Annotated in this window: 21 protein-coding genes; 11 read left to right on the plus strand and 10 right to left on the minus strand. The window is 69.5% G+C overall.

The window, feature by feature from the left end; all coding sequences use genetic code 11:
- Nucleotides 1-38 precede the first annotated feature (38 nt).
- Genes hpt through dacB form a run of 4 tightly spaced genes read right to left on the minus strand, consistent with a single transcriptional unit; the run spans nt 39 to nt 5,625 of the window.
- Complete coding sequence (hpt, locus tag ACVDFE_RS04345) at nt 39-587, minus strand: hypoxanthine phosphoribosyltransferase (protein WP_030472607.1); 549 nt, start codon at nt 585-587, stop codon at nt 39-41.
- A 17-nt stretch (nt 588-604) separates the two neighbouring features.
- A complete protein-coding gene (tilS, locus tag ACVDFE_RS04350) occupies nt 605-1,516 on the minus strand; it encodes a tRNA lysidine(34) synthetase TilS (protein ID WP_458429642.1) in 912 nt (303 codons plus the stop codon).
- A gap of 10 nt (nt 1,517-1,526) precedes the next feature.
- Nucleotides 1,527-2,570, minus strand: coding sequence for a zinc-dependent metalloprotease (locus tag ACVDFE_RS04355; RefSeq protein ID WP_458429643.1), 1,044 nt, complete (start codon nt 2,568-2,570; stop codon nt 1,527-1,529).
- Nucleotides 2,571-2,598: 28 nt separating this feature from the next.
- Complete coding sequence (gene dacB / locus ACVDFE_RS04360) at nt 2,599-5,625, minus strand: D-alanyl-D-alanine carboxypeptidase/D-alanyl-D-alanine endopeptidase (protein WP_458429644.1); 3,027 nt, start codon at nt 5,623-5,625, stop codon at nt 2,599-2,601.
- Between the two features lie 123 nt (nt 5,626-5,748).
- On the opposite strand from dacB, the gene ACVDFE_RS04365 reads away from it, so the two are divergent.
- Complete coding sequence (locus ACVDFE_RS04365) at nt 5,749-6,252, plus strand: inorganic diphosphatase (protein ID WP_360385192.1); 504 nt, start codon at nt 5,749-5,751, stop codon at nt 6,250-6,252.
- A 61-nt stretch (nt 6,253-6,313) separates the two neighbouring features.
- Here the strand turns inward: ACVDFE_RS04365 and ACVDFE_RS04370 are convergent, their stop codons facing one another.
- Both ACVDFE_RS04370 and ACVDFE_RS04375 read right to left on the minus strand, forming a co-directional pair.
- Complete coding sequence (locus ACVDFE_RS04370; RefSeq protein WP_458429645.1) at nt 6,314-7,954, minus strand: MDR family MFS transporter; 1,641 nt, start codon at nt 7,952-7,954, stop codon at nt 6,314-6,316.
- Nucleotides 7,954-8,490, minus strand: a complete 537-nt coding sequence (locus tag ACVDFE_RS04375) for a MarR family winged helix-turn-helix transcriptional regulator (protein ID WP_360385188.1) — start codon at nt 8,488-8,490, stop codon at nt 7,954-7,956. Before ACVDFE_RS04375 ends, ACVDFE_RS04370 begins: the two co-directional genes overlap by 1 nt.
- A 163-nt stretch (nt 8,491-8,653) precedes the next feature.
- Here ACVDFE_RS04375 and ACVDFE_RS04380 point away from each other — a divergent pair, with 163 nt between their 5' ends.
- The 3 genes from ACVDFE_RS04380 to ACVDFE_RS04390 all read left to right on the plus strand — a co-directional run bounded on the left by ACVDFE_RS04380 (nt 8,654) and on the right by ACVDFE_RS04390 (nt 10,921).
- Entirely contained in the window at nt 8,654-9,112 is a 459-nt protein-coding gene (locus tag ACVDFE_RS04380) for a DUF4442 domain-containing protein (RefSeq protein ID WP_360385186.1), read from the plus strand.
- Between the two features lie 126 nt (nt 9,113-9,238).
- Nucleotides 9,239-9,916: an excalibur calcium-binding domain-containing protein gene (locus tag ACVDFE_RS04385; RefSeq protein WP_458429646.1), complete on the plus strand. Its 678-nt coding sequence runs from the start codon at nt 9,239-9,241 to the stop codon at nt 9,914-9,916.
- A 36-nt stretch (nt 9,917-9,952) separates the two neighbouring features.
- Nucleotides 9,953-10,921: a TIGR03617 family F420-dependent LLM class oxidoreductase gene (locus ACVDFE_RS04390; RefSeq protein WP_360385182.1), complete on the plus strand. Its 969-nt coding sequence runs from the start codon at nt 9,953-9,955 to the stop codon at nt 10,919-10,921.
- Here ACVDFE_RS04390 and ACVDFE_RS04395 read toward each other — a convergent pair.
- Nucleotides 10,899-11,072, minus strand: coding sequence for a hypothetical protein (locus ACVDFE_RS04395; RefSeq protein ID WP_458429647.1), 174 nt, complete (start codon nt 11,070-11,072; stop codon nt 10,899-10,901). The genes ACVDFE_RS04390 and ACVDFE_RS04395 overlap by 23 nt on opposite strands.
- Nucleotides 11,073-11,216: 144 nt before the next feature.
- On the opposite strand from ACVDFE_RS04395, the gene ACVDFE_RS04400 reads away from it, so the two are divergent.
- Genes ACVDFE_RS04400 through ACVDFE_RS04410 form a run of 3 tightly spaced genes read left to right on the plus strand, consistent with a single transcriptional unit; the run spans nt 11,217 to nt 12,551 of the window.
- Entirely contained in the window at nt 11,217-11,813 is a 597-nt protein-coding gene (locus tag ACVDFE_RS04400; RefSeq protein ID WP_458429648.1) for an ArsR/SmtB family transcription factor, read from the plus strand.
- Nucleotides 11,810-12,088: a hypothetical protein gene (locus ACVDFE_RS04405; protein ID WP_458429649.1), complete on the plus strand. Its 279-nt coding sequence runs from the start codon at nt 11,810-11,812 to the stop codon at nt 12,086-12,088. Before ACVDFE_RS04400 ends, ACVDFE_RS04405 begins: the two co-directional genes overlap by 4 nt.
- Nucleotides 12,063-12,551, plus strand: a complete 489-nt coding sequence (locus ACVDFE_RS04410; RefSeq protein ID WP_458429650.1) for a hypothetical protein — start codon at nt 12,063-12,065, stop codon at nt 12,549-12,551. The genes ACVDFE_RS04405 and ACVDFE_RS04410 overlap by 26 nt, the downstream gene beginning before the upstream one ends.
- Here the strand turns inward: ACVDFE_RS04410 and ACVDFE_RS04415 are convergent.
- Nucleotides 12,524-13,342, minus strand: coding sequence for an endo alpha-1,4 polygalactosaminidase (locus tag ACVDFE_RS04415; RefSeq protein WP_458429651.1), 819 nt, complete (start codon nt 13,340-13,342; stop codon nt 12,524-12,526). The two genes, ACVDFE_RS04410 and ACVDFE_RS04415, sit on opposite strands and share 28 nt — an antisense overlap.
- Nucleotides 13,343-13,470: 128 nt before the next feature.
- On the opposite strand from ACVDFE_RS04415, the gene ACVDFE_RS04420 reads away from it, so the two are divergent.
- A complete protein-coding gene (locus ACVDFE_RS04420) occupies nt 13,471-14,112 on the plus strand; it encodes an HNH endonuclease family protein (protein WP_458429652.1) in 642 nt (213 codons plus the stop codon).
- Between the two features lie 321 nt (nt 14,113-14,433).
- Here the strand turns inward: ACVDFE_RS04420 and ACVDFE_RS04425 are convergent, their stop codons facing one another.
- Complete coding sequence (locus ACVDFE_RS04425) at nt 14,434-14,892, minus strand: TauD/TfdA family dioxygenase (protein WP_458429653.1); 459 nt, start codon at nt 14,890-14,892, stop codon at nt 14,434-14,436.
- Nucleotides 14,892-15,176: a hypothetical protein gene (locus ACVDFE_RS04430; protein WP_458429654.1), complete on the minus strand. Its 285-nt coding sequence runs from the start codon at nt 15,174-15,176 to the stop codon at nt 14,892-14,894. Before ACVDFE_RS04430 ends, ACVDFE_RS04425 begins: the two co-directional genes overlap by 1 nt.
- 160 nt (nt 15,177-15,336) lie before the next feature.
- Between ACVDFE_RS04430 and ACVDFE_RS04435 the strand changes: the two genes are divergently transcribed.
- From ACVDFE_RS04435 to ACVDFE_RS04445, 3 genes are all read left to right on the plus strand, one after another.
- Entirely contained in the window at nt 15,337-15,750 is a 414-nt protein-coding gene (locus ACVDFE_RS04435; protein WP_458429655.1) for an NUDIX hydrolase, read from the plus strand.
- 204 nt (nt 15,751-15,954) lie between these two features.
- The gene (locus tag ACVDFE_RS04440) at nt 15,955-17,016 is read left to right on the plus strand and encodes a helix-turn-helix domain-containing protein (protein WP_458429656.1); all 1,062 of its coding nucleotides are present in this window, start codon (nt 15,955-15,957) and stop codon (nt 17,014-17,016) included.
- 271 nt (nt 17,017-17,287) lie between these two features.
- A complete protein-coding gene (locus ACVDFE_RS04445) occupies nt 17,288-18,010 on the plus strand; it encodes a hypothetical protein (protein ID WP_458429657.1) in 723 nt (240 codons plus the stop codon).
- Nucleotides 18,011-18,239 lie beyond the last annotated feature (229 nt).

The raw sequence follows: 18,239 nt of genomic DNA on the forward strand, positions 1-18,239 counted from the left end.
TGGAGTACGAAAGCTCCCCGCGTGCGTTGCGGCTCAGCTCAGCTGGAGTAGACCTTCGGGTCCAGCGTGCCGATGTAGGGCAGGTCGCGGTAGCGCTCCGCGTAGTCGAGGCCGTAGCCGACGACGAACTCGTTGGGGATGTCGAAACCGACGTACTTCACCGGCACCTCGACCTTGACCGCGTCGGGCTTGCGCAGCAGCGTGCACACCTCGAGCGAGCGCGGGCGGCGCGACTGGAGGTTCTTGAGCAGCCACGACAGCGTGAGACCGGAGTCGATGATGTCCTCGACGATCACGACGTTGCGGTCGGCGATGTCGCGGTCGAGGTCCTTGAGGATGCGCACCACGCCGGACGACGAGGTGGACGAGCCGTAGGAGCTCACGGCCATGAACTCCAGCTGCACCGGGACGGGCAGCGCGCGGGCAAGGTCCGCCATGAACATCACCGCTCCCTTGAGAACGGTGATCAGCACGAGGTCGGAGTCACCTTCTGGGTGATCGTCAGCGACCTGCTTGGCGAGTTCGGTGACCTTGTCGCTGATCTCCTGCTCGGTGATGAGCACGGATGCGATGTCGCCGTCGTACACGGAGAGGTCTCCTCTGGTTAAGACTCCGGTTCCACCTGGAGCCTGCCATGCGCACGGCGCGCGACAAAGCCGCCGGGTAGCCAGACACCGCCCTGACCACGCCATTCACTCACCAGTGCGTCCACCCGGCGCAGGTGCGAATCGGACAGTTCCGGCACGCCTTCGTCGAGGAGCCACGACCTGAGCACTCTGCGTCGCAGTGCCGCCGGCAGCTCCGCGACGTCGGCCACGGCGCAGCAGTCGCCCGCGAACGCCTCCGCCAGCTCGTCGAGGGCGTCGCAGTCCTCCCTGAGCTGCGCCGCAGTGCGCGCCAACGACCCCGCGACACCGCCTTGCAGCACGTCTTCGAGCAGTGGCAGCACTTCCGCACGCAGGCGCACACGGGTGAACGACGGATCGTTGTTGTGTGGGTCGTCCCACACTTCGATGCCCTGCTCCACACACGCGGCACGCGTCGTCGCGCGGGAGACGTTCAGCAGCGGTCGGCCCCATGGCGGGTCATAGGCGCGCATGCCGGCGATCGAGCGTGGACCGGAGCCGCGGCCGAGGCCCAGCAGGACCGTCTCCGCCTGGTCGTCCAGCGTGTGGCCGAGCAGCACGACGCCGTTCTCCGGCTTGAGGGCGGCGTACCGGGCCCTGCGCGCGGCCGCCTCGGGACCGCCGGGACCCGTGACGTCGACGGGCGCCACGCGTGCCGTCAACCCCAGGTCGGCGCAGATGCCCGCCGCACGTGCCGCGACCTCGTCCGAGCCGGGCTGGAGCCGGTGGTCGACGACCACGGCCCGCACGCCGGGGACCAGCCGCGCGGTGGCGGCGGCCAGTGCGAGCGAGTCGGCGCCGCCGGAGACGGCGACGGTCACGCCGTCCGGGCGCACCTCGTCGAGGAACCGCCGGACCGCGGCCCTGACCTCGGAGACCGGGCCGTTCACGAGGCCGCGCTCACGGGGAGACGCGGCGCAGCCAGGTCATCGGCTCGGCGATCTCCGCGCGGGTCGGGAGGGTGTCGGCGCTGGTCCAGACGGCGTTGAAGCCGTCCATGCCGACGCGTTCGACGACGTACTCGGTGAACGCCGCGCCCTCCGCGTACTGCCGCACCTTCGCCTCGACGCCGAGCAGCGTGCGCAGGACCCGGTCGAGCAGGCCGCCGCCCTTGCGCCGCACGGTGAAGCGGCTGCGGATCGTCGACACCGACGGCACGACCGCCTCGCCCACGGCGTCCATCACGTGGTCGGCGTGGCCTTCGAGCAAAGTGGACAGTGCGATCAGCCGGTCCAGCACCGCTTTCTGCTGCGGTGACTGGACGAGCTCGATCAGCCCGATCGGACCGTCGCCCGCGCGCAGCTTCGTGCGGAAGTCGCGGATGACCTCCGGCAGCGGGGCCCTGTCCTCGTCCATTGTGGACAACAGTGTCGTGACCTGTTCCGCGAAGTACCTGCGCAGCCACGGCACCCCGGTGAACTGCAGCCGGTGCGTGCACTCGTGCAGGCAGACCCACATCCGGAAGTCGTCCGCCGGGACGTCCAGCGCCTGTTGCGCGCCAACGATGTTCGGCGCCACCAGCAGCAGCCGCCCGGCCAGCTGGTCGCTCGGGCTGAACGGGTCGTACTGGCCCAGCACCCGCGAACTGAGGAACGACAGCACCACACCGGCCTGCACGCCCGCGGTGCCCGCGAGGACCGCCGCCATCGCACCCGTCTGCCGCGGCATCGCCGGAGCCGTGAGCGCCTCCAGGCCCTGCGCGGCCGCCTTGACCCAGGCGGGCCGGTCCACGACCTCACCCGGCAGCAACGGCAGCCCCTGACCGAGCCCGGTCAGCTCCCGGACGTGCACCTCGGCCTGCGGTGCCAGCTCGCGCAACCGGCCGACGACGTGCTCGGCCTCGTCTCTGCCGACCACCGGACCGGGCCGCACCAGCCGGGTCGCGGTCGCCACCGCCAGCTCCCAGTCCACCGGGCCGAGCTCTGCCTCCGTCGCGCCGTTCACCCCGCCGACGCTACCTGCGCACGCCCCGCTACGAACAGCCACAGCCTCGCAACGCCGCCGCCAGCACGTCCAGCGCCGGCCGCACCTCGGTGTCCGGATTGCCCGGGTTGCCGGACATGAACGCGAACACCAGCACCCGCCCGTCCACGTCGACCACGACACCGGCGAGCGCGTTGACGGCCGTCAACGTGCCCGTCTTGGCACGCACCCAGCCCTTGCCGCGCGCGGCGGCCCCGTCGTACCGCCCGGCCAGCGTGCCGCTGCCACCGGCCACCGGCAGCGCCGTGAGCAACGGCCGCAGCTTTGCGGTCTTGTCGTCCATGGTGGGCTTCGCGGCCGCCGTGAGGACGTCGGTCAGCAGCTTCGCCGGGATCTTGTTCGTCGCCGACAACCCGCTGCCGTCCACGAAGTTCGCCCCGGTGAGGTCGAACCCGTGCTTGGTGAGCACGTCCCTGACCGCCTTCACCCCACCCGCGAACGACGGCTCGTTGCCCGTCCTGATCGCGAGCTCCCTGGCGATGGCCTCGGTGAGCACGTTGTCCGAGATCTGCATCATGTTGTCGACGAGCTGCTCCACCGGCGCCGACTTCACCTCGGCGACGGTCTGCGCCCCCGCGGGCGCCGCACCCGCCGCCGCCGTGACCCCGAGCCTGGCCGCGAACGCGTCCGCCGCCTGCTGAGCGGGCGTCGGCGTGCGGGCCCCGTCGACCTTCTTCGGGTCCAGCCGCCCACCGTCGACCATGAACGGCACGATCGGCGTGACCGACCCGCCCGCGATGTCGGCGGTCTCCCACTGCGGCCCCATCGGCTCGCCCGCGTACCGCCCGAGGTCGTAGAGGACCTTGGTGACCGGCCCCTTGGCCTTGACCTGGTTGACCAGGTCGTCCAACGACGCCGCACCGGGGTAGACGCTGCTGCCCGGCGTCGCCGAGATCGTCGGGTCACCCCCGCCGACCACGACCACCGTGCCCGGCTCCGACCCTTGCACCACCTTGGTGCTGAGCTGGGCGGTCCGGTCCAGCTCCAGCAACGCGGCCGCCGCGGTCAGCACCTTGAGGCTCGACGCGGGCGTCGCCGGGGTCGTGTCCCCCTGCTGCCACAGGACGGTGCCCGTGGAGGGGTCGACGACGCTGCCCGTCAGCGGGCTGAGCGCACCACTGGCCGCCGGACCGGCCAGTGCCTGCCTGATCCCCTGCGGAGTCGGTGCCGGTCCCTGCGCGCTGATGGGCTTGACCAGCGGCTGGACGTTGACCGGCGCGGCCGGCGGCTTCGTCTCGACCGCCTCGGTGCCGCCGAGCTCGTTGACCGCGTAGACGGTGGCGCCGGCCAGGGCCGCCACGACCACCAGGGCCAGGACGACGGCCAGGGGCTTGCGGCTCTTCTTCGGCTGGTCGTCCTGGGTGTTCTTGGTGTTCTTGGTGTCGTTGAGGCGGTCTTCGGGTTCCTCGTCGTAGCCGGGGAGGGCTTCTGGCTCTTCTTCTCGCGGTTCGGCCGGCTTCACCGGGGCCAGGCGGACGGTCGCCGGGTGGGCGGCGTCGTGGCGCTGCTGGGGTGACGTCGGGTGCTGGCGCTGGTTGACCGGACGCAGGTTCTGCCGGGTGGGCGGGTCCTGGTGCTGCGGCTCCTGACGCTGAGGCTCCTGGCGCAGAGGCTCTTGGCGCAGAGCGGAGGGCCACGGCTGGTCGGGGGTGCGCTGGCCCGGTCGCTGGTCAGGGCGGTACTGGCCGGGGCGGGGCTGCTGACCTGGCCGGTGCTGGTCAGGGCGTCCCTGGCCCTGGCCGAACTGGCCTCCGCGCGGCTGGCCGGGCGCGGATTGGCCAGGTGCGGGGTTGCCGGGTGCGGGGTTGCCGACGTGGGGCTGGCCTGGGCGGGCTTGACCGGGTCGGCCCTGGTCCGGACGGCCTTGAGGACGGGCCTGGCCCGGCCGTGCCTGTCCCTGTTGCTGGTCTTGGCGGCGCTGATCCGGCTGGTTCTGGTCCTGACGCGACTGCTCCGGACGCGCCGGTTCCGACCGCAGCTGCTCGGTGCGGGGCTGTTCCGGACGGGTCTGCTCGGTGCGCGGGGACTCGGCGGGCGAGGGCTCAGCCGGGCGCGGGGGGCCGAGCTCCAACTGGCCGGAGCGGGACAGCTGCTCGTCCTGCTCCGGTTCCGCGGTGGTCGGCTTGGGGACCACGCGGGTCTGGTCGCTGGGCGGTTCGACCGTGGGCGCGGGTTCGACGCGGGGTGCGCCGTCGCCGTCCTTGGACGGGGTGACGCGCACCGGGGTTGCGCGCGGTGGGTCGGCAGGTGCGGGCGGGATGACGGAGAGGGGGACCTGGACCGTCGCGCCGTCCGGGGTGGGGAGCGGGACCTGGATCGTCGCGCCGTCGGGCAGTGCCGGGGGCTCGGCGTCAACGGCGGGAGCGGGCTCTGGCTCGGCGGACTCAGGTGCGGCCGGCTGCGCAGCGGGTTCCGGCTCCGGGGTCGTGGGGGCCTGCGAGGCGGGATCGGGCTCGGCGTCCGGGTCGGCGGCGGTGTCGGGCTCGGCCTCGGCCTCGGCGGGCGGTTCGGGTTCCGGGCGTTCCGAGGAGTCCGGGCGTTCCGAGGCTTCCGGAGGTTCCGGGGAGTCCGGCTCCGGAGTGGAGGGCTCCTCCTCCGCGACGGGGACCGGGAGCGCGGTGGTGCTCTGCTCGGGAACGGCGTCCGCAGCAGCGTCGGCAGGCTTGGAAGACGAGGTCGGGGCCGGTTCGCGACCGTTCAGACCAATCCCGTCGTGAGCATCGCCACTCGGATTTTCACCCGATGGTTCCGCCGAACCGCCGTTCGCTGAGGTCGCAGGCCCGTCGACCGGGTCAGCAGCAGCAGAAGACGCCTCGACGGGGACAGAGTCCGCGGAGGGCAGCGGGGAGGACGACGGAGGCTCCGGAGTGGACGGTGCCGTGAGCACCGGGGCCACCGGGAGCGCGAGCGTCGGGCGCTCGGGTGAAGGTGCGGTGACCTGCGACGGAACGGCGGTGGCCGGCGACTCCGGGGTGGTGTCGTCGTCGTCGGTCGGCCACTGGGGGTCGTCCGGCACAAGGGCCTCCGTCAGCTCGGTACGGGCAATCTCACACCCGCCAGCCGCGGCTCCGATGAGGGTTGACAGGGCGTCGTGGTCCACACTAGTGGCGTCACGAATGGGCTACATGAGCGAGGACCAGTGGAGTTCGACGTCCTGATCGAGATCCCCAAGGGCGTGCGCAACAAGTACGAGGTGGACCACAAGACTGGTCGCATCCGCCTCGACCGCACGTTGTTCACGTCTACGCAGTACCCGGCCGACTACGGGTTCATCGAGGACACCCTGGGTGAGGACGGCGACCCGCTGGACGCCCTCGTTCTCGTCCAGGAGCCGACGTTCCCCGGCTGCCTGATCAAGGCCCGCGCCATCGGCATGTTCCGCATGACCGACGAGAAGGGCGGCGACGACAAGGTCCTGTGCGTGCCGGCCGACGACCCGCGGCACGAGCACCTGCGCGACATCCACCACATGGCGGAGTTCGACCGCCTGGAGATCCAGCACTTCTTCGAGGTCTACAAGGACCTGGAGCCCGGCAAGAGCGTCGAGGGCGCGACCTGGGTCGGCCGCACCGAGGCCGAGGCCGAGATCAAGCGCTCCTACCAGCGTCTGAAGGACGCCGAGGCGCACGGCGAGGGCCACTGAGGCACGCACGGGAGAGGGGCCGCGCTGGATCAGCGCGGCCCCTCTTCTCGTTCTCGCGTCCCTAGACGGCCACGGACTCCGCGTCGGCGACGCGCTCCAGGCCCGACCTGTTCGACAGCGGCTTCTCGCGCAGGAACCACACGAGCACGAACGCCGCCACCATCACGATCCCGCCGGTCATGAAGACCGTGTCGATCGCACCGGAGAAGCCGTCGAGGAACGGCCGCGCCAGCACCGGGTCGAGGTTGTTCAGGAACTCGGTGTTGTTGATGTCCACACCGGACCCGCCTGCGTTCTGCAGCGACTTCGCGAACTCCGGGTTGTGCGCCAGCGCCGCCTTGAACGCCTCGGTCTGCATCGCCGACCGCAGCCCGGACGCGATCTTGTCGCCGACCGTGCTGAACAGGATCGACAGGAACACCGCGGTGCCGACGGTGCCGCCGATCTGGCGGAAGAACGTCGCGGAGGCCGTCGCCACGCCCATGTCACGCGGCTCGGCGTCGTTCTGGATCGCCAGCAGCAGCGTCTGCATGCACTGGCCCAGGCCCGCGCCCATGATGAACATGTAGACCATCACGAGCCAGTTCGGCGTGTCGGTGCCGATGGTGCTGAACAGGAACAGCGCGATCGCCATCAGGCCGGCACCGATGATCGGGAAGATCTTGTAGCGCCCGGTCTTCGAGGTGATCCGGCCGGCCGTCGCGGTGGCCGACATGATGCCGAACGTCATCGGCAGCAGCATCAGACCGGACATGGTCGGCGAGACGCCCTTCACGATCTGCAGGTACAGCGGGATGGAGACCATGCCGCCGAACATGCCGACGCCGAGCACGAAGTTGATCGTGTTGCCCAGCGCGAACGTGTGGTTGCGGAACATCCGGATCGGCAGCAGCGCCTCGTCGCCCATGCGGTTCTCGACCCACACGAACGCGAGCAGGCCCAGGACGCCGACCACGTACATGGTGATCGCCGTGGCGGACGCCCAGCCCCACTCGCGGCCCTGTTCGGCCACGATCAGCAGCGGCACCAGGCCGACGGTCAGCGCGGCCGCGCCACCGAAGTCGATGCGGTGGTCGACGCGCTTGTGCGGGATGTTCAGCACGCGGCCGACGACGAACAGCGCGAGCAGCGCGATCGGCACGTTCACGAGGAACACCCAGCGCCATCCGGTGACGCCGATGAAGGTGTCGAGACCGGCGAACACGCCGCCGATGACCGGGCCGAGCACGCTGGCCGACCCGAACACGGCCATGAAGTACGCCGAGTACCTGTTGCGCTCCCGCGGCGAGATGATGTCCGCCATGATCGCGAACGCGAGCGACATCAGACCGCCGGCGCCGAGGCCCTGCACGGCGCGGAACGCGGCCAGCTCGTACATCGAGGTCGCGATGCCCGACAGCAGCGAGCCGACGAGGAACAGCGAGATCGCCGCGAGGTACATCGGCTTGCGCCCGTAGATGTCGGACAGCTTGCCGTACAACGGGGTCGTGATGGTCGCGGTGATCAGGTAGGCGGTGGTCGCCCACGCCTGCAGCGTCTGCCCGTGCAGCTGGTCCGCGATGGTCTTCATGGCGCTGGAGACGATCATCTGGTCCAGCGCCGCGAGGAACATGCCCAGCAGCAGACCGGACAGGATCGTCATGATCTGGCGATGCGTCAGGGAAACCCCTGGCGTGGGTGTCGCATCGGTTGTCGTTGACATTACTGGTCTTCCCCTCCTGCGCGGGTCCCCGTCCCGCGTTCGGTCATAAGCGCCGGAATCGTGCGCTCGTAGTCGTGGACGAAGCGTTCGAACAGGTCCGCGAAGCCCTTGAAGTCCTCGTCGGCCCAGTCCGCGAACACCTGCTCGAGCGCCTCGTTGCGCATCCGGCGTCGCTTCAAGATCAGCTCGCGGCCCGCTCCGGTGACCGCGAGAACACTGGCCCGGCCGTCAGCCGGGTCAGCACGCCTCTCGACGAGCCCGTCCTTGACCAGCCCGGCGACCTGCCTGCTGACCGTGGACGGGTCGGAGAGCACCGCCTCCGCGAGCGCGCTCGAACGGCACTCACCGAGACCGGAGAGCGTCGCGAGGAGCACGAAGGCGGACTTGTCCATCCCCTGCTTCGCCATCTGGTGGGAGACCTGGGCGTGCATCTTGTTCAGCCGCACCATCGCCATGCCGACGCGGTCCGCGAGCTCGTGCTCGGGATCGACGCCGACACCGGTGACGCCGTTGACGCACCCGCCCGGATCTGACATCGCCCACCTCGTTGCTTGTATCACCCAACTAGTTGCTCGCTACAAGCATCCATCTCGGTACGCCGATGCGCAAGCGAGTTTCGAGTCACACCCCAGGAAAGTGTGGTATGTCCGGTTACTGGCGGGTAGCCGAGTGGGTTACTCGCGAGTAGCATCCGTGCTCATGAGCCAAGACGTCTCGTTCATCGCCGACGCCATGAAGCAGGCCGTGCCGTACGTGAAGACCACCGGCATCGACTTCGACGAGGTCTCCGCCACGCGCGTCGTCGCGTCGCTGCCCGACGACGAGACGCTGCGCAACCACGTCGGCGGCCCGCACGCCGCGATGATGTTCGGCCTCGGTGAGACGGCCTCCGGTGCCGTCGTCATGGCCGCGTTCGCCCAGCACATGGCCAAGGCGACGCCGCTGGTCGCCCGCGCGGACATCGCGTACAGGAAGCTCGCGATGGGCCCGCTCAAGGCCGAGGCGGTGCTCGGCCGCTCCGCCGACGAGGTGCTCGCGGAGCTCGACGGCGGCACCCGCCCGGAGTTCCCGGTGACCGTCACGATCACCAACGCCGAGGGCGTCACGACCGGCGAGATGGTCGTCGTCTGGACGCTCAAGCCGGTCCGCACAAGCTGACCTGCGCGGTCCCAGGTCTCGAAACGGTCTCCGCGTGAACCGATCGCGGCGGAATACGTAACCTTGGCCACACTCCGGGCCGGGTGCATATTCGACCCCATGTCGGGGTGGAGAACTGCGGGCGGAGTGCTGCTTACCGCCCTGTGCGCGGGGTGCACGGGCAACGCGCAGCACGCGCGTCCGGTTCCGGTGGCGGTGCCGGTCGACGTGCCGGTCACCACCACGGCGTCGGTCCCGCCGGCCAAGCTGGAGCTCAAGGTCCAGACCGTGGTCAACGGGCACGCGGTGACGTTGTCCGACGGCAGGACCGTCAAGGTCGGCGGTCTCGCCGCGCCCGGCGCGTGCTGGGCGAGGGCGGCGAGCGACTTCGCCGCGCGCATGCTGCTGGACCAGCAGGTGCGCTTCGACCCCGAGTCGCGTGCGCTGACCCTCTCCGACGGCACCGACTACGCCCTGCTCGCGCTGGGCAACGGCGCCGGCCGCGCGACGGCGTCCGCGACGGCGGCGATGAAGGAGGCCGAGGCGGCGGCCGTGAAGGGCACGCTCGGGTTCTGGGGCCCGCCGTGCAACGGCAGGGACGTCACCGAGACGCCCACGCCACCGCCTCCTCCCCCACCGCTGCCACCGCCCGCGCCGGCTTCCGGGCCGACGACGACAACGCCCAAGCCGAAGCCGGTGTTCTTCGCCTCCTGCGAGGACGCCTGGCGGGCCGGTGCCGCGCCGATCCCCTGGGGTCAGCCCGGCTACCGGGTCGAGCTCGACGGCAACCGCAACGGCATCGCCTGCGAAGCACCGCGCCGATAACGCGCACCGCGGCCCACGGCCAATAACCTCGCCGGTATGAAGCTGGACTGGAGCGCTGTCGACTACACCCCCGGCGACGCGGGGACGATCGCGAAGCGGGCGGAGGACCGCGGTTACGACGGGTTCTGGCTCGCCGAGACCAAGCACGACCCGTTCCTCGCGCTCGCCGGCGCGGCCGCGGCCACCGAGCGGGTCGAGCTGGGCACGGCCATCGCGGTGGCGTTCGCGCGCAACCCGATGACCGTCGCGACCACGGCGAACGACCTGCGGCTGCTGTCGGGCGGCCGGTTCAACCTCGGTCTGGGCTCGCAGGTCGAGGCGCACATCACGAAGCGCTTCTCCATGCCGTGGAGCAGGCCCGCCGCGCGCATGCGGGAGTTCGTGCTGGCGCTGCGGGCGATCTGGCACGCGTGGGAGACCGGCGAGCGGCTGGCGTTCCGCGGCGAGTTCTACACGCACGCGCTGATGACGCCGTTCTTCAACCCCGGTCCGAACCCGCACGGCACCGCGCCGATCTACCTGGCCGGTGTGGGCGAGCGGATGACGGAGGTGGCCGGTGAGGTCGCCGACGGCTTCCTGTGCCACAACTTCACGACGCCGCGCTACCTGCGCGAGGTGACGCTGCCCGCTCTCGAACGCGGCCGCGCCAAGGCCGGGAAGTCGTTGGAGGGCTTCGAGATCAGCGGCCCGGTGTTCGCCGCGACCACCGACGAGGAGATCGCCGACGTCAAGCGGCAGATCGCGTTCTACGGGTCCACGCCCGCGTACCGGGCGGTGCTGGACCTGCACGGCTGGGGCGAGCTGCACGAGGAGCTGCACCGGATGTCGCGGCGGCAGCAGTGGGCGGAGATGAGCGCGTTGGTCACGGATGACGTGCTGGCGGAGTTCGCCGTCGTGGGGTCGTCCGCGGAGGGCGTCGCGGCCGCGCTGCTGGACCGCTACGGCGACGTCGTCACCCGGCTGTCCCCGTCGGGGGACGTGCTCAGCGCCCTGAGGAGTGGCTGAGGCCCTGGCGCGCCAGCTCGGCGTGGAACGCGGCGAGCCCGGCGCGCACCCTGGCCACGCCCTGCTTGCGGATCCACCTGCGCCTGCCCACGTTCGCGGCGTTCAGGGCGAACGGCAAGGCGAGCACGGTCAGGACGAGCATCATGGTCATCTTGTCTCCCTGGAGGTTGTGAACGAGCAACGACCAATCGAGACATCGCTTACGGCACCGGTCCCAAAGCCACCCGGCTGGAGCAAAGTCACCGACAGCACGACCGTTCTTGACTAATTTTGTTTTCGGTGCGACCGTGGGTGCATGTTCGATGTGGCGGTGATCGAGGACCCGTCCGCGGCCGAGGTGTCGCTGGACCCCGTGCGGGCGCGGCTGCTCGCGGAGCTGGCAGAACCCGGATCGGCGACCATGCTCGCCGCGAAGGTGGGTCTGCCCAGGCAGAAGGTGAACTACCACCTGCGCACGCTGGAGCAGCACGGCCTGGTGGAGCTGGTCGAGGAACGGCGCAAGGGCAACGTCAACGAACGCCTGCTGCAGGCGACCGCGGCGTCCTACGTCATCTCCCCGACCGCGCTCGCGGCCGTGCAGCCCGACCCCGCGCGCTCACCCGACCGGTTGTCCGCGCGGTGGCTGCTCGCCGTCGCGGCCAGGCTGGTGCGCGACGTCGGAACCCTGCTCACCGGGGCGACGAAGGCGAAGAAGCGGCTCGCCACGTTCGCGCTCGACGGCGAGGTCCGGTTCGCCACGGCGGCCGACCGGGCGGCGTTCGCGGAGGAGCTCGCGGGCTGCGTGGCGCACCTGGTCGCCAAGTACCACGACGAGCAGGCAGAAGGGGGCCGTCCACACCGGATCGTGGTCGCCCTGCACCCGAGCGTCAGCGCCAAGGAGGAGGAGTCGTGACCCGCGAGTTCGAGATCAGCAAGGAAGTCGAGGTCGGGGGAACCCCCGAGCAGGTCTGGGACGCCATCGCGACCGGACCCGGCATCGACTCGTGGTTCATGGGCCCGCACACCGTCGACGGGCGCCTCGGCGGCCGCATGTCGCTCGACCTGGGCTTCTTCCAGGAGAAGCTCGACGATCACGGCCTGGGAGCCGGGCAAGCACCTCGCCTACTCCAGCGACAAGGGCGAGGACGGCACGTTCCACGCGATGGAGTTCCTGGTCGAGGGCCGTGAGCAGGGCTCGACCGTGCTGCGGTTCGTGCACAGCGGCATCCTCGGCGACGGCTGGGGCGACGAGTTCGTGGACCAGCAGTCGAAGGGCTGGGACATGTACCTGTTCACGCTGGCCCAGTACGTGCGGCACTTCGCGGGCCGGCCCGGCACGTACGTGTTCGCGCAGTGGCCGCCGCAGCCGGAGGGCGCCGACAACTGGCCGGTGCTGATGCGCGCGCTCGGCATCCCGGAGAACGCGAAGGTCGGTGACGAGGTTTCCCTCGAACCGTTCGGCGTGCACGGGGTCGTGGACTACGTGGTGCGCCACGACGCGCACAGGTTCCTCGGCGTGCGCGGGCAGGACGGCCTCTACCGCTTCCACGGCACCAACGCGGTCGGCCACCACCTGTTCGGCGATGCGACCGGCCAGGCGGAGAAGTGGCAGGCGTTCCTGGCTCAGACCCCGGGCGGGCAGAGCTCGTAGACGTAGTCACCGTGCCCGTACGGCACGACGTTCCGGTCGCGGCGGATGACGGAGACCCGTCCGCCGCGATCGGCGCAGGCCTTCCGGAACCCGTCGTCGGTGTACTCGATCTGGATGAAGTTGTCGCCGAACGCCTCGGCGTAGCGTCCGCACTCGTCGTTGACCTGGCACTCCTCGGTGATCGCGAAGTCGAAGCCGATCTCCTGCCTGCCCGCGGTCCCCAGCTCGGCGGTGTTCTTCTGCGCCACCGCGAGCCCCTGCTCGTGCGCGTACCGCACGAAGCCCTTCATGAACTCCTTGGTGGCGCCGAGGTCGAACGCCCCGTCCGAGCGCGTGTACGAGTCGAGGTTGTCCGGCTCGATCCCCTTGAACAGCGACTGCTTGCAGCCCTTGATCCACTTCTTCTGGATCTCCAGGATGCGGGCGCGCTTGTCCCCGGTGGAGATGTCGAGGATGCCCTCGGACCACTCCGCGTCGATGGCGGGCTGACCGTCCTGCTTCTTGACGAGCAGGTCGGCGTGGTGCTGCCGCCACCACCCCAGCCCGCCCTCCATGCCCTCTGGCTGCGTCTGCAAGGCGTTGAGGTAGCAGATGTTGTAGCGCCGCCCGTCCGGCGTCTTGCTGCGGTCCCGCACGACGATCTTCACCGGCACGTCCGGCTGGTAGGCGCCGCCGATCTGGTAGTCGAACACGGCACCCACCGGGGGCAGCTCGCGCGGCGGCAGCTCCGGCTCGCTCGAGCACGAGGTGACGAGCAGGAGCAGGGCGGCGGCCGCCACGGCGGTTCTCATGCCTGCCGTTCTACCCACTTCCGCACGGCTTCGTCGAGCAGCCCGGGCGTCGTCGCGACCCATTCGTCCCCCAGGTTTTAGGCCGATGGGCCGCCATGACCGCCACGCGCGGCGGGTATGCCCACCCCATGCGGTGGATCTTGCTCATCTTCCTGCTCACCGGGTGTGCAGCGTTCCCCACCTCGGCTCAGGTCGACCGAGTGCCCGAGGGCACGCTCGACGCCGCCACGGCCCGCACCTCGCTCGCCTCGCTGCCGGCGGGCGCACCGGGAACGCTGCGCGGCTACGACCGCGACTGCCCCGGCGCCTGCGTGTTCGGCCGGCCCTGGTCCGACGTGGACGGCGACGGCTGCGACCAGCGCAGCCAGGTCCTCGCCCGCGACCTGACCGCCGTGGAACGCAAACCGGGCCGCTGCGGCGTGCAGTCCGGCACCCTGGACGACCCCTACACCGGCTCGCAGGTGACCAAGGTGTCCTCGATCCAGATCGACCACGTGGTGCCGCTCGCCGAGATGTGGCGCAGCGGAGCGGCGGCCTGGCCCGCGGAGAAGCGCGTGGCGGCGGCGAACGACCTGCGCAACCTCGTGGCGACCTCGGGCAAGGTCAACCAGTCGAAGAGCGACAAGACGCCCGACGAGTGGATGCCGCCCAACGCGGCCTACGCGTGCTCGTACGGGCGGATCTACGTGACGGTGAAGACCGCCTACGCCCTGACGGTGGCACCGGCGGAGCGATCGGCGTTGGAGAAGGCGCTGGCGACCTGCGGTTAAGGTGCCGCCCGTGGACCTGACCCGCGGGCACCCGTTCCGCATCCCGCTCACCGCGGGCCTGCAGGAGGCGACCGAGGCGGCGTCCGCGTTGCGCGCCGTGCTGCCACCGGACGTCGCGGTGATCGGCGAGCAACGCCAACTCCTGGTGCTGCGGCTCATCTCCGACGACGAGCTCACCCTGCTGCGGCCGGCCGTGGAGGCGTTGATCGCCGACTTCCGCGCCACCGCACGGGCTTTGGTCGTGGCGCTGGCCTCCGACGCCGTGGACGAGGCGTGGTCGGTGCACGAGCACGGGGAAACGCGGAATCGCTGCGTCGTCGTTCATGCGGCATCACTCAACGCCCGGACGCGAACACCGGTCGCCACAACCAGTTCCGGCAACGGATCTCCGTTCACGCGGTGGACCACGCGCTGCCCGGTGAACGCTCGCCGGCCGTGCAGCCAGCGGTGGTTGTCGAGTACGTAGCCCAGCCCGGCAGTGATCCTGAACTCGAACGCGTGGCGGTCGATCGCCGCCCGTAGTGCCGGAATCCGGCGGTTGACCTCAGGCGCGAACTGAGCGAGCTCGTCGAGCCGAAGCCTGATGGCTGTCCGGCCATGGCCGTTGTCGCTGAAGACCGAGCTGAGATGCCCTGCCGCACCGCCGAACAGCACGGAACGCGGCGTGCTCAACGCGATGAGCGCTTCGGGCTCCGACTCGGCGAGATCGTCGTACACGGCCTGGCCGTCGATGAGCACGCACTCGCCACCGGTTGTCGCAGCCTGTGTGCAGCTCATCATCAGCAGGGCGGGCGGGTGCGGAACGCCTGAGCGATCGGTGTGCGGGTTGAGCGCACACGCGCTGAAGCCCGCGAACCGCTACGCACGACGGACTCACCGAGGTCAGCGATCGTGGTGACGCCGTCAGGTCCGCTGTCGCGATGCGGAACGACTACGGCGATCGACTGCGCGAGCCTCAGCAGGTCCTCGGGGCCGTCGAGACCGTCGACCACAGCGAGTCCCCGCTCAGCGATCAGCCCGACCAGGTCGGTGGAGTCCGCGTTGACGCGATATGGCTCGATCATGGCGTCTACCTCCCGGAACGACTCGTCCATAGGATCAGCAGAACGCCGTTCGGGCCACCACGTCCAGTGACAGGCTGTCAACATCGCGTCGCCTCAGCACGGTGAGTTCCGGTGCTACGTTGCCGTTGAGCAACCGCCTGCGATCACGGAGGACTCCTCGATGAGCCAGCTTGCCTACCCCGTCTCGATCAAGGGCGTGGTGGTCCGCGACGGCAAGGTGTTGCTGCTGAAGAACGAGCGCGAGGAGTGGGAGCTGCCGGGCGGCCGCATCGAGCCAGGCGAGACCCCGGAAGAGTGCGTTGCCCGCGAGATCACCGAAGAGACGCAGTGGAAGGTGACGACCGGGCCGATCCTCGACACGTGGATGTACTACATCAACGTCGCCGAGAAGAACGTGTTCATCGTGACCTACGGCTGCCACCCGAATGGCGACAGCGAACCCGTGCTGTCCGACGAGCACAAAGAAATCGGCCTGTTCACCGAGGACGAAGTGCCCGGCTTGAACATGCCAGAGGGCTACAAGCGGTCAATCGCAGCGTGGTTCGAACGTTTGCGCGCGGACGCGGTCAGGTGAGCCGTGACGGGCGGGCGGTGTGACGCGTGTGGAGCCGAGCTGAGTCGGCTTGCCGTCGAGCCGATCTGCCCCACCTGTCACGCGAGTGCTCGCCACGTCGCCCCGGTCGTCCCTGCTCGCCGACTCATGCCCGCCGTGTGGTTGTGGTCGGCACCAGAGGCAACCGCGGCCCTCAGAAGTCGTGACCTGGCAACGATCCTGCGGGTGTACCGCAGGCTGAACAAGCTCAGTCAGGAACGGCTCGCCGCGCTGCTCGGCTACGACAAGACCTACGTGTCGATGATCGAGACCGGTCGCCGGAACATCAGCGACGTCGCCACGCGCCGGCACATCGCGCGGACGCTCGGGCTGCCGATGCACGCGCTCGGCGTGACCGACAACGACGACGCCGACTTCGCGGCGATGATCCAGTTCGGTGACTCGACCATCCGCCTTGCTGAGATCGCACGCCAGTCCGGCAGGGCCGTCGACGCCGTCAACGAGCTGTGGCCGCTGGTCGCTCGGCTTGAGGCACGAGCCGCCGAGGGACGGGCCGAACGGGACACGATGATCCTGCTCGGTCAGGGCCGTGCCGCGCTCGGCGTCTCGCTCGGCACGGTGCTGCCTGAAGAACGGCTGGTGGCTGCTGCCCGCTGGACGGGCAAGGCACTCGTGATCGCCGAGCGCCTCGGCGATCAGGCATTCCTCGCTCACGCGCTCCGGATGCACGGGAACGAACTGCGCAAGGCCGGCCACGCCGGCGCAGCAATTGCTCGACTCAGCCGGGCGGTTGCCGTGTCCGAGGATCGTGAGGGGCAGGGAGCCGCGTTCGCACTGCTCGCTCGTGCCGCAGGCGAACATAGTGACCCGGACCTGTTCGACCTCGCGATCGACGGGTACCGCGAACGGCTCGACGACGTTGGCGGCCGCAGCATGCTGTTCAACCCGTTCACGTTCCGGGAGATCGAACTACGCGGGCTGGTCACGACTGGCCGAGCCGCCAAGGCGGTCCGGATCATGCAGACGAACATGCCGGTCGCGCCGCCGGTCGCGCCGCAATGGCACATCATCGAGCGAGTCACCGCCGGACAGGTTCTGCTTGCAGCACGCCAGCGAGACGGCGCACGGGACGCCTTGCGCACTGCACTCCTTGCGGCAGAGACGCACCGCCTGCCGCATCAGATCCAGCGAACGATCCGCGCCGCCGACGACGGCGGACTCATCGAAATCAGCACGGGTGGGCAGCTGGCACTGCAACGCCTCAACGCCCTTCTGACACCGGGCTGATAAGGATCGGCTGAGTCGATCTCAGTGGACGACCACGGTCGGTAACGCGTTGCTGGTCTCACACCGATACAGGGCATGCCTGGCAGCCAGATGTGACACCCACTAGCGACTGCGAAAAGAGTTCCGCATGCGCCGATTCACGCTGCCCATCATCGCGCTAGGCGTAGTAGTCACGCTGTGCGCCTGCGGCGCTGCAAGTCCTTCGTCTGAACCGTCCCGATCATCAACGGCGGTAACGACCACGACTACCTCCGCCGCACCGCTTCCGCCTGTGATCGACACAGCCAAGTACGTGGGCGTCACTGCGAACACAGCGGTCGCCGAGATCCAGAAACTCGGCTACTACGTCTATGTGACGCATGCGACCAAGAAGTCGAACCTCTTCCAGATTTCGACCTCTGGCACGCTCCCCGAGTCCCTGAACAAGTGGGTCGTGAGTTCGATCGAGGCCAACCGCAGCACCCACTCGACTGCGACCGTGTGGGTCAAACCTGGAGAACTCACTCCAGCGGAGAAGGTCGATGAGGCCGCACAGGCAGCAGGGCTCGACTCGGCTGCAGGCACGACATACCGCACGGCATCCGCATGGGTGCTCGACGTGTGCAAGAGCATGACGACCCCGGCTCAGTACGTGACCGCGTCGGAGTTCCTCCAGGGGCAGATCAACGAGGATGCGAAGAGACTAGAGATTTTCAAGATCGGCATACCGCTGTTGTGCGCCGAGCACCAAGGCGCACTGAACGAAGTTCTCGAAGGCAACGTTCCCTTCGGTAGCGGAACCTACGAGATCGGTACCGGGAAGGGGAAGATCAAGCCCGGTAAGTACCGCACGCTGTTCAGCGTTGATGACTGCTACTGGGAGCGGACACGGCCTGACGGCGAGATCATCGACAACAACTTCGCCACACACGCCCAGTCGATCACTGTGACGATCGCATCAACAGACGGCAGCTTCACCACTCAGCGGTGCGGCAAGTGGCAGCTGGTCAAATAACTCCAAGTTTCGTACACGCCGCGAGTTGCTATGACATACCGGTCAGCGTCAGCGAGCACACGGGACGGTAGCGATCCGTCAAGAACTCCCGTCTACAGCGGACGGTGAGCGTCGGCTGCTCCGCCGCTCCGGCTACGTGACGGCCGAGGCAGCGTCGAACCAGGCAAGCGCCCCAAGGCCCTGGTGTGGACAGCCGAGCGCGTCGAGCAGTGGAAGCGGTCCGGCGAGA

The organism is Lentzea chajnantorensis, from assembly GCF_054300775.1.

What these genes read in the sequence shown, in the direction of transcription:
- ACVDFE_RS04395 (WP_458429647.1), bottom strand. Translation starts at nt 11,072, where the DNA reads ATGACCATGATGCTCGTCCTGACCGTGCTCGCCTTGCCGTTCGCCCTG.
- ACVDFE_RS04375 (WP_360385188.1), bottom strand. Translation starts at nt 8,490, where the DNA reads ATGTCAGATCCGGGCGGGTGCGTCAACGGCGTCACCGGTGTCGGCGTC.
- ACVDFE_RS04415 (WP_458429651.1), bottom strand. Translation starts at nt 13,342, where the DNA reads ATGAGAACCGCCGTGGCGGCCGCCGCCCTGCTCCTGCTCGTCACCTCG.
- ACVDFE_RS04370 (WP_458429645.1), bottom strand. Translation starts at nt 7,954, where the DNA reads ATGTCAACGACAACCGATGCGACACCCACGCCAGGGGTTTCCCTGACG.
- ACVDFE_RS04420 (WP_458429652.1), top strand. Translation starts at nt 13,471, where the DNA reads ATGCGGTGGATCTTGCTCATCTTCCTGCTCACCGGGTGTGCAGCGTTC.
- ACVDFE_RS04390 (WP_360385182.1), top strand. Translation starts at nt 9,953, where the DNA reads ATGAAGCTGGACTGGAGCGCTGTCGACTACACCCCCGGCGACGCGGGG.
- ACVDFE_RS04410 (WP_458429650.1), top strand. Translation starts at nt 12,063, where the DNA reads ATGGAGTTCCTGGTCGAGGGCCGTGAGCAGGGCTCGACCGTGCTGCGG.
- ACVDFE_RS04380 (WP_360385186.1), top strand. Translation starts at nt 8,654, where the DNA reads ATGAGCCAAGACGTCTCGTTCATCGCCGACGCCATGAAGCAGGCCGTG.
- ACVDFE_RS04400 (WP_458429648.1), top strand. Translation starts at nt 11,217, where the DNA reads ATGTTCGATGTGGCGGTGATCGAGGACCCGTCCGCGGCCGAGGTGTCG.
- ACVDFE_RS04435 (WP_458429655.1), top strand. Translation starts at nt 15,337, where the DNA reads ATGAGCCAGCTTGCCTACCCCGTCTCGATCAAGGGCGTGGTGGTCCGC.
- ACVDFE_RS04425 (WP_458429653.1), bottom strand. Translation starts at nt 14,892, where the DNA reads ATGATGAGCTGCACACAGGCTGCGACAACCGGTGGCGAGTGCGTGCTC.
- ACVDFE_RS04430 (WP_458429654.1), bottom strand. Translation starts at nt 15,176, where the DNA reads ATGATCGAGCCATATCGCGTCAACGCGGACTCCACCGACCTGGTCGGG.